Source organism: Pseudomonas sp. A6 (assembly GCF_052367875.1).
Lineage (GTDB): Bacteria > Pseudomonadota > Gammaproteobacteria > Pseudomonadales > Pseudomonadaceae > Pseudomonas > Pseudomonas citronellolis.
Window position 1 is genome coordinate 3,698,693 of record NZ_CP198970.1, and the last position, 9,432, is coordinate 3,708,124.

Here is a 9,432-nt window from a genome sequence, read left to right on the forward strand (position 1 = left end):
AGTTAGAGCGCCTGCACCGGATTCTTCGCGGCGCCTGGAATGGCGGTGTCTTCGCCACGCGCGCGCCACTGGGCCAGGTCGCGGTTCCGCGAGGCGACGGCGCTTTCCCACAGCTGGTAGGCGTCTTCGCCCAGCATCAGGCGCACCGGGGCGGTATCGCTTTCCACCATGTCGATGACCACCTGCATGCCCTTGGCCGGGTCGCCCATCTGCTGGCCGTCCTGCCCGGCGAAGTATTCGTCCAGGCCCGCATCCAGGGGCGCGTAGTCGGCGATCCTGGCGGCGGCCTTCATCGCCGCGGCGCCGGCGAAGCCGGTGCGGAAGGCACCCGGTTCGACCAGCGTGACGCGCACGCCGAAGGGCTTGACCTCGTGGTGCAGGGCTTCGGTGAAGCCTTCCAGGGCGAACTTCGAGGCGTTGTACAGGCCGTTGCCGGGAAAGGCCACCAGGCCGGCGATGCTGGTCAGGTTGAGGATGTGCCCGGATTTGCGCGCGCGCATCTGCGGCAGCACCTCGCGGGACAGCTCGGCGGCGGCGAAGAAGTTCAGCTCCAGGTTGGCGCGCAGCTGCTCGCTGGTGAATTCCTCCAGCGCGCCGTAGGCGCCCGCGCCGGCGATGTTGGCCAGCACGTCGATGCGGCCGAACCTGTCGTTGGCGGCCTTCAGCGCGGCGGCGCGGGCATTGGCGTCGGTCACGTCCAGTTGCAGCGCCAGGGCGCGCTCGCCGTGGCCGGCGGCGATTTCCGCCAGCGGCTCCAGGCGGCGCGCGGTGATGACGGCGCTGTCGCCCTTGGCCAGCACGGCCTCGGCCAGTGCCTTGCCAAGGCCGGAGGAGGCGCCGGTGATGAACCAGATTTTCATGAGTGTTTCTCCTTGAGGGATGGGATTCAGGCGAAGGCGTCGATGCCGGTCAGCACCTCGGCGGCGCTGCTGTGGAAGCCGAAGCCGGAGTTCAGGGGCGTCTGTTGGTCTTGCACGCTGTTTTCCTCTGTCGATGCGCCTGGCGCCCGGCTGCGCATCACAGCCGGATTTCCACGACTTCGGCGTCGTCGAAGGCGGTGTCTTCACCACGTTCGCGCCAGCTGTTCAGGTCTTCCTGGCGCTTGGCGAGGGTGGCGTCCCAGATCGAGTAGGCGTCCCGGCCCAGCATCAGGCGCACCGGCGGCGCGTCGCTGGCCACCACTTCCAGCATGCGCCGGGCGGCCTTGGCCGGATCGCCCATCTGCTTGCCGGCGGAGGTTTCGAGGTAGGTCTCGAACGGCTCGACCATCGGCCGGTAGACATCGATGCGCTGCAGCGGACGCATGTTCACGTCGCCGGCGAACTCGGTGCGGAACGCGCCCGGCTCGACCAGGGTGACGTGGATGCCCAGCGGCTTGGCCTCGATGGCCAACGCTTCGGTCCAGCCCTCGATGGCGAACTTGGCGGCGCAGTAGGGGCCGGCGGCATTCATGGCCACCAGGCCGGCGATGCTGCTCACCGTGAGGATGTTGCCCGAGCCCTGCTTGCGCATCTGCGGCAGCACGGCGCGACTCATTTCGGCGGCGGCGAAGAAGTTCAGCTCCATCTGCTCGCGCAGCTGTTCCAGGCTGAATTCCTCGCAGGCCCCGGCCACGCCGCGCCCGGCCACGTTGGCCAGCACGTCGATGCGGCCGAAGCGCGCCAGGGTGTCGGCCACGGCCTTGTCGCGGGCGGCGGCGTCGGTCACGTCCACGGCCAGGGGCAGCACGCGGTCTTCATGGCCTTGCGCGATGGCTTGCAGGCGCTCCAGGCGGCGGGCGGTGATGGCTACGCAGTCACCGTTGGCGATGACGGCCTCGGCCAGCGACTTGCCGAAACCCGACGAGGCGCCAGTGATCAACCAGACCTTCTTTGCATGGCTCATGAACCTTTCTCCCATATACGTGTTACCGATGGCCATCGTCGCTCCCCTTGGGAGCGACGAGGCGATTTGCGGATACAAAGGTACGTGGGGTCATCCGTACTTTCCATGTCACGGAATACGGTTTTCTTTTTCGATCGTACGGAGTGCCTGTGGGCTCTCTTTGGCGGAGCAGGGGGAGGGAGTGGAGGGGGGCAAGGCGCTGAACGCCTGGCTCCCGGGCTCGTCAGCTGCGGATGAAGGCGAGCAGGTCGGCGTTGATCGTATCGGCTTGTTGGAGGGCCTCAGGCGCAAGGTGGGTGAGATCGAGGTGCTGCAGAAGCGCCTGGAGCAGAACAAGGCGCAGTTGCTGGTGGCCATCGAGGGCATCGAGAGCAAGCCGGAAGGAATGCAGTGCGCAGACAACACCCCGCGGGTGCTGGAGCGGCTGCGACAAGAGGGTAGTGTGCAATGCCGGATCGTAGGCAGGCCAAGGCTGGTAGTGCTTCTGTCGAGTGAGCCTTGGGTTTTTTCCTGGAGGGGAGGGGGTGTCCTGAGTGGTGTGTCGGGCAGGTGCCATCCTCCTCTCCCTAACCTCACCCCGTCATTTCCGCGAACGCGGGAACCCAGTGACGGGTGGTTGGGTTCGCGAGCAAGCTCGCTCCTACGAAGAGCAAAAGCGCGTTTGCTCTTGGATTTCCAGAGAAACACCCGAGCGCACCGGAACGCCCCTTCAGAAGGCCGAACGAAACCCGCGCTCAGGAGGTCATGCGACATGGATGTCGCGAGAGCCCCGCGGGCTACAGGGACGTACCCTCGGGGCGGGCCTCCGTGGCGGGGGAATTCGCGAGGGTAGCCCGGCTCCATCGGGCCCGTATGTCGGGGCAAGCCTTTTTGGTTCCTTTTGTGGCGTTTGACAAAAGGGACTCGCCCGAGGGGGCGAAACAAGAAACCTCCGAGCACTCGGAGCGGCGCGGTACACCGAGCCCCAACCCAAAAAAGTCACTGGGTTATTCCCCTTCGGGCCAGCGCAAGCGCTGTTCGCGATGGAGCCGCGTCCCGCGTTCGCGGGAATGACGGGGTGAGGTTAGGCGTGGAAGGATGGCGCCTGACCGACGCATCGCTCAGGACAGCCCCCTCTCCCGCTTGCGGGAGAGGGTTGGGGAGAGGGCGCTCTTACCCCCAACACCTCAGCCCCCGGTAAACCCCGTTCGCGAGCAAGCTCGCTCCTACAGTCATGATGGCATCGGCGCACCGGCCCACGGCCCATCCACCTATCCGTCAGTCCTTGCCGATAAGCGAACCCAGCGGCTTGGGCGCATAGAGCGCGCTCTGGAATTGCGGGACGTACTCGTACTTCAGCATCTTTCCGAGCTTCAGCGACTTGATGTAGCTGGAAAGCTCCCCCTCGCCGAGGATCAGCCGCGCCGAGTCCCCGTCGCTGCTGGAGGCATGGCTGAGTTGGCGCGACACCGCGTAGCCATAGGTCAGCTCACCTTTCTGGTCGGTATTGGTGAAGCTGCTGGTCACCAGCTCGTCCTTCTGCGAAAGCTTGGCAAGCTTGGCCGCCTGGAACACCACATCCACCTTGCCCGTCCGGCTATCGACGATGTCGTAGGTCACCTTGTGCGCATCCTCCGTGACGTCGATGCCGGTCAGCCACTTCGGCAGGTTGTAGCCAACCACGCCGCGAACCCTCGCGAGCTCGGTGTTCACCGGGAGCTTGAGCACGTACCCCCAATAATCCTTGGACAGCGACTGGCCAACCAGCGTGAGGGGGCCGAGGTTCGAGCTGCCAGGCTTGTTGGTGATGATGGAAAGGGCGACTTCGTTGTAGCTGTCGTTGTCGCAGTAGTGATAGGAGTAGGCGGTGAATGCCACCAGGCCGCGCCCCGGCCAGACCTGCAGGGGCTGCACCTTTTCCAGGACCTTGGCGGGTATCAGCTCCCTGAGCTTGTCGATGTCCGCCGTGTAGACGGCGGTGACCCGGCTGTTCTTGTAGTAGAAGTTCGGCGAGTAGGATTCGAAGCCTATGTCCACCTTCGTCTTGGTCAGCCCCTTGAACCAGCTCAGGTCGACGTCCGGCGCCTCGGCGGCGATCACCGAGAGGGGCGGGTTCGAACGGTAGCGGTCGTACAACCCGCCTTTCACCACAGGCACTTCATGGCCGGCGATGTCGATCATCGTGCTTTCGGTCGCTGGAACCTCGGCCCATGCGGAGGCTGCAAGGGCATTGACGAAAAGTCCGGCTATCGCGGCAACACTTCCGAGTTTCACTGTTCACTCTCTCCAGGGTTAGGCGTGGGGCTTGCGGCACGCTGGCCAGCAGCTTGCCGGCGAACCCTAACCTTTAACTGAACTTCAAGGTCAAGCCCCTGCAATCCCGGGTTTCGAGTGGTTGGCGCGACACGCGAAAACACCCTTGACATTAAAGTTGACTTAAAGGTTACGGTGCGGCAGTCGCCAATCCTGGAGCCTGTGATGACCGCGTTCACTGCGTTGACCCTGCCCAATGGGGCCGTCATTCCCAACCGTCTCGCCAAAGCCGCCATGGAAGAAAACATGGCGGACAAAGACCATGCGCCCTCGGATGTACTGATCCGCCTCTATCGCATCTGGGCCGAAGGCGAGGTCGGCCTGATGATCACCGGCAACGTCATGATCGATCACCGCGCCATGACCGGGCCGGGCGGGGTGGTGCTGGAGTCCGAGCGCTTCGGCGAGCGCTTCCGGGCCTGGGCGCAAGCCGCCCGCTCCCACGGCGGGCAGGTGTGGATGCAGATCAACCATCCAGGCCGGCAGATGCCCGCGGCCCTGAAGCAGGACACCATCGCGCCCTCGGAAGTGCCCATGGACCTGGGCAACTTCTCCAAGCAGTTCATCCCGCCGCGGGCGATGACCGAGGCGGACATCGCTGACGTCAAGGCGCGCTTCGTCAGGACGGCCGTGCTCGCCGAGCGCTTCGGCTTCACCGGCGTGCAGATCCATGCCGCGCACGGCTACCTGATCAGCCAGTTCCTCTCGCCGATCACCAACAAGCGCACGGACCAGTGGGGCGGGGCGCTGGAGAACCGCGCCCGGCTGCTGCTCGACGTGGTCAGGGAAGTCCGCGCGGCGGTGGGCCCCGGGTTCGCCGTGTCGGTGAAGCTCAACTCGGCCGACTTCCAGCGCGGCGGGTTCAGCACGGACGATGCGAAGCAGGTCGTCGCGCTGCTCAACCCGCTGGGCGTGGACCTGATCGAGCTGTCCGGCGGCAGCTACGAAGCGCCGGCGATGCACGGCCAGGCCCGCGACGGCCGCACCCTGGCCCGGGAAGCCTACTTCCTGGAGTTCGCCAAGGACATCTCGTCCGTTGCAAAGATGCCGGTCATGGTCACCGGCGGCGTGCGCCGGCTGCCGGTGGCGGAGCAGGTCCTGGACAGCGGCATCGACATGGTCGGCATGGGCACCGCGCTGGCCATCGACCCCAACCTGCCCAGGGACTGGCGGGCGGGGCAGGCAAGCGCGCCCATGCTCAGGCCCATCACCTGGAAGAACAAGGTGCTGGCGTCGATCGGCTACATGGCGATGGTGAAGCACCAGTTGCGCCGCCTGAGCCTCGGCAAGCTGGCCAACCCGAATGTCGCGCCGGCGCTGGCGCTGCTGGAGCAGCAGCTGGATACGCAGGTTCGCACCTGGCGCTATCGGCGTTGGGTGAGGGGGCTTGCCGGCTGATCATTGGCGGGGAGGGTTGATGCCGTCTTCATCCAGGGGCGTTGGCGGGGCTCAGTATTCAACCGCGTATGAGGATCGTGCGGCATCCTGAATCTCGTTCATCAGGACGCGGCTGGCTTGGGTGATCGCCTTGGTCGGAGGCGTTATGGCGAGTAACGTCATTTCCGGGGGCGCCTCCGCGGTCTGGATGATCCGCAGGGAGCCGGCTCGAAGTTCTTCGCTGCAGGCTATCGCTGGCAGGCAGACGACCCCCAGGCCTGCGATTGCAGCTTCCCGAAGGGCCAGCAGGCTATCGGTGCTGAATGTCGATCCTTTGCTCGTTCCCGAGGCTGCATCGCAAAGCAGCGGCAGGCCGGAAACGGTTGCTGCCTGCCCATGGCCGATGTTCCCGGCCATGGCCGGCGCGGCCATATAGTGGGTGCGCAGGGTGGCCAGGTTGCGCGCTGCCAGCATCGTACTGTCGTGGGGAGGGACTGCCAGGCTGAGGCTGATATCGGTCATCTGGGCGATGGGGTCGTGTTCCGGCCCCAGGTCGAACAGGCCGACGTGGATGCGTGGTTGCTGCGCCAGGAACTTCGCCAGCAAGCGCACGAGCCAGCCTTGCAGGATGCCCGGCGCGGCCAGGCGCACGAAGCCGCTCGCGCTTTTCAATGCCGCCTGAGCGCTATGGGTCGCCGCTTCGGCCGCGGCCAGCATCTCCCGGGCGTGCCTGTAGACCCCTTCGCCAATGCTCGTCAGGGCGAATACACGGTTGCTGCGCTGGACCAGCTGAACGCCCATGCGCCGCTCCAGTTGCTGGAGACGCCGACTCATGGAGGACTCGGAGAGGCCCGATACACGTGCTGCAGCGCTGAAACCGCGCGCCTCCACCAGGCGGGCGAACCAATGCAACTCCAGGAGCAACCCAGGCCAGTCGCTGTCATCCTGCAACGTCAGGTTGCGGCCGATGGAACCTTCCTTCATACCTTTCCCTCATGGTATTGCGATATTTTAGGGCGCGTTATCAACCATGAGTCTTTGCCCGGGCGGCGGATGCCTTTGCCGCGGCGCCCGGTCGAGGATACGAACGAGATGCACTAGGGGACGCGGCGGTACCATGCTTGGACGCAAACCAGTCACTACCGATAGGCCACACATCCTGCTGATCGACGACTCCCCCGAGGAGATCCGTCCCTTGCTGCACCTGCTGCATGCGCAGCCCTGGCGCATCTCCGTGGTGACCGAGGCCCAGCAGGGCTACCAGCGGGCCCTGGCGTTGCAGCCGGACCTGGTGCTGCTGGACGTGCGCATGCCGAAGATGAGCGGCTTCTCGGTGTGCCGGCTGCTCCGCGAGGCGCCGGCGACGCGGGACATCCCGGTGATCTTCCTGACCTCCGCGAACGATCTGGAGGAACGCCTGGAGGGCTTCAGCCTGGGCGGGGTGGACTACGTGCTCAAGCCGTTCGAGGCGGAGGAGGTGCTCGCGCGGGTGCGTTTGCATCTGCAACTCACTCGGCGGGCAGCGCCGTCCAGCGAAGAAGGTTCGCCGGCCTCGGGGGACGAGATTCTTCTACGTGCGGTGCTGCGCTACATCGACGAGAACCTGGCGCAACTGCCGGGGCTGGCGGAGATCGCCAGGAGCGTGGGCACCCATGAGAAGCGCCTGTCGGCGATCTTTCGCCGGCACCTGGGCTGCACGGTCTTCGCCCACGTGCGCCAGGCGCGCCTGCGCAAGGCGCAGGAACTGCTGGCCGGCAGCCGCATGAGCGTGCAGGACATCGCCGACCTGGTGGGTTTCAGCAGCGCCTGCAACTTCACCACGGCGTTCCGCGAGCAGCAGGGCGTGACCCCCAGCGAATTCCGCCAGCAGGCCTTGGCCGGCTCCGGCCGCTAGCCGCTGGCGGCGGCCTCCGGCTGCGCCATAAAAAAGCCATCATTGTCCTTCGCCGCAAAATTTCCGTCCTGCCTGGCAAAAATCCGTCGTTTGGAGAGTGGGAATACTTCAGGGGCCAAATATCCGTCAGACCCGCTGCTGCAACGGATGCTAATTAGAACCCCCTGGAGTCTGTCCCTTGACGCATTTCCTGCATGCGGCTTCCGAGCGCTTCGGCCGCGCCCTGCTGCCCATGGCCATCGCCCTGGCCGGCACGCTGACCGTCCCCCAAGCGTTGGCCGAGAGCCTGCCCAGCGCCGGCCAGTTGCTCAACGAGCAGCAACGCACCCAACCCCCGCGACCGCAGTCCACCCAGCCGCCGGCGGGGCTCGAACTGCCGGTGGAAACCAGGCGCCCCGGTGATGCCGGCCTGCGCGTGCGCCTGAATGCGATCCGCTTCAGCGGTGACACCGACCTGGCCAGCGCGGAAAACCTGCAACAGCTGCTGCAGCCGATGCTCGGCAAGACCCTCGACCACGCCGGCCTGCAGCAACTGGTGGACAGCCTCACGCGCTACCTGCGTGGCCGCGGCTATGTGCTGGCCAGGGCCTATCTGCCGCGCCAGGACCTGACCGAGGGCAACCTGGAGATCGCCCTGATCAAGGGGCGCCTGGAGTCCGGCGCCGCGCGCATCCAGGTCGGCGGCAACACCCGCAGCAGCCCGCGACGCCTGGCCGACATGGCCGGCGCGGCGCTGCCCGAGGGCAAGGTGCTGCAGGCTGAAGACCTCGAGCGCGCGCTGCTGCTGATCAATGACCAGCCGGGCATCAGCGCCCACGCCGCGCTGGAGCGCGGCGCGGAGCCGGGCAGCAGCCGCCTGCTGATCGACGCCAGGCAGGGCCCGCTGGTCAGTGGCGCGGTGTCGCTCGACAACTATGGCAACCGCAGCACCGGCATCGCCCGGGCCAATGCCCAGCTCAGCCTCAATGACCCGCTGGCGATCGGCGACCAACTGAACCTGGGCGTCAGCAAGACCACCGGCAGCGACATCTTCGGCGCCGGGTACAGCCTGCCGCTGAACGCCTCCGGCCTGCGCCTGCAACTGGGGACCTCGTACCTGCGCTACGACGTCGACCAGGACAAGTACCGCGTGCTGGACCTGCGCGGCACGGCCAGCACCGGCTCCATCGGCCTGAGCTACCCGCTGCTGCGTTCGCGCCTGCAGAACCTCTACCTCTCCGGCACCTACGAGCACAAGAACCTCAAGGACCGGGCCCTGGGCGCCAACCTGCGCGACCGCAGCCTGGACAACTTCACCTTCGCCCTGAACGGCAACCGCTTCGATAGCTTCGCCGGCGGCGGCGTCAGCGATGCCGGCGTGGCGCTCACCCTCGGCAAGCTGGACCTCTCGGGCAACCGCGACGACGCGTTCGCCGACAGCCGCAGCGCCAGGAGCGACGGCCACTTCGAGAAACTCGACCTGCGCCTGTCGCGCCTGCAGAGCCTGGGCGCGGGCAGCGACTGGAACCTGTACGCCGGGATGTCGGCGCAATGGTCGGACCAGAACCTCGACTCGGCGGAGAAGTTCCTGCTCGGCGGCCCCGCCGGCGTGCGCGCCTACCCGGTCGGCGAGGCGGCCGGCGACGAGGGCTGGCTGGGCACCCTGGAGCTGCGCCGCAACCTCCCCATCGGCCTGCCGAACGCCAAGCTGGAGGGCCTCGGCTTCTTCGACAGCGGGCGGGTCTGGCTGCACCAGGACACCTGGCCGGGCTCCACCGTCACCGCCACCGGGCGCAACCGCTACGACCTGAATGCCCTGGGCCTTGGCGCCAACCTCTGGGTCGGCCAATGGAGCCTGCACGCCGCCGTGGCCCGCACCCTGGGCGACAACCCCGGGCGCAGCCTTTCCGGCCAGGACGCCGACGGCCGCGCCAGCGACTGGCGCGGCTGGATCCAGGCCTCGCTGGCGTTCTGATCATCGCCCCACCGGGTATCGAAGAGACAAA

Annotated in this window: 7 protein-coding genes and 1 pseudogene; 4 read left to right on the forward strand and 4 right to left on the reverse strand. The window is 66.5% G+C overall.

Going from position 1 to position 9,432, the window contains the following annotated elements:
* Positions 1–2: 2 nt before the first annotated feature.
* Positions 3–860, reverse strand: coding sequence for an oxidoreductase (locus ACTWJ5_RS16560; protein ID WP_444436097.1), 858 nt, complete (start codon positions 858–860; stop codon positions 3–5).
* A 157-nt stretch (positions 861–1,017) separates the two neighbouring features.
* A complete protein-coding gene (locus ACTWJ5_RS16565) occupies positions 1,018–1,884 on the reverse strand; it encodes an oxidoreductase (RefSeq protein ID WP_444436098.1) in 867 nt (288 codons plus the stop codon).
* A gap of 268 nt (positions 1,885–2,152) precedes the next feature.
* Here ACTWJ5_RS16565 and ACTWJ5_RS16570 point away from each other — a divergent pair.
* Positions 2,153–2,356, forward strand: a pseudogene (locus ACTWJ5_RS16570) (MerR family transcriptional regulator); the annotation flags it as partial.
* 785 nt (positions 2,357–3,141) lie between these two features.
* Here ACTWJ5_RS16570 and ACTWJ5_RS16575 read toward each other — a convergent pair.
* Entirely contained in the window at positions 3,142–4,044 is a 903-nt protein-coding gene (locus ACTWJ5_RS16575) for an acetoacetate decarboxylase family protein (protein ID WP_245322997.1), read from the reverse strand.
* Between the two features lie 297 nt (positions 4,045–4,341).
* Between ACTWJ5_RS16575 and ACTWJ5_RS16580 the strand changes: the two genes are divergently transcribed.
* The gene (locus ACTWJ5_RS16580) at positions 4,342–5,574 is read left to right on the forward strand and encodes an NADH:flavin oxidoreductase/NADH oxidase family protein (RefSeq protein ID WP_261745870.1); all 1,233 of its coding nucleotides are present in this window, start codon (positions 4,342–4,344) and stop codon (positions 5,572–5,574) included.
* A gap of 51 nt (positions 5,575–5,625) precedes the next feature.
* On the opposite strand, the gene ACTWJ5_RS16585 is transcribed toward ACTWJ5_RS16580, so the two are convergent.
* Positions 5,626–6,537, reverse strand: a complete 912-nt coding sequence (locus ACTWJ5_RS16585; protein ID WP_444436100.1) for a LysR family transcriptional regulator — start codon at positions 6,535–6,537, stop codon at positions 5,626–5,628.
* A gap of 133 nt (positions 6,538–6,670) precedes the next feature.
* On the opposite strand from ACTWJ5_RS16585, the gene ACTWJ5_RS16590 reads away from it, so the two are divergent.
* Together ACTWJ5_RS16590 and ACTWJ5_RS16595 are read left to right on the forward strand one after the other, a co-directional pair.
* Entirely contained in the window at positions 6,671–7,447 is a 777-nt protein-coding gene (locus tag ACTWJ5_RS16590) for a helix-turn-helix domain-containing protein (protein ID WP_444436101.1), read from the forward strand.
* A 178-nt stretch (positions 7,448–7,625) separates the two neighbouring features.
* Complete coding sequence (locus ACTWJ5_RS16595) at positions 7,626–9,401, forward strand: ShlB/FhaC/HecB family hemolysin secretion/activation protein (RefSeq protein ID WP_253411820.1); 1,776 nt, start codon at positions 7,626–7,628, stop codon at positions 9,399–9,401.
* Positions 9,402–9,432: the final 31 nt, after the last annotated feature.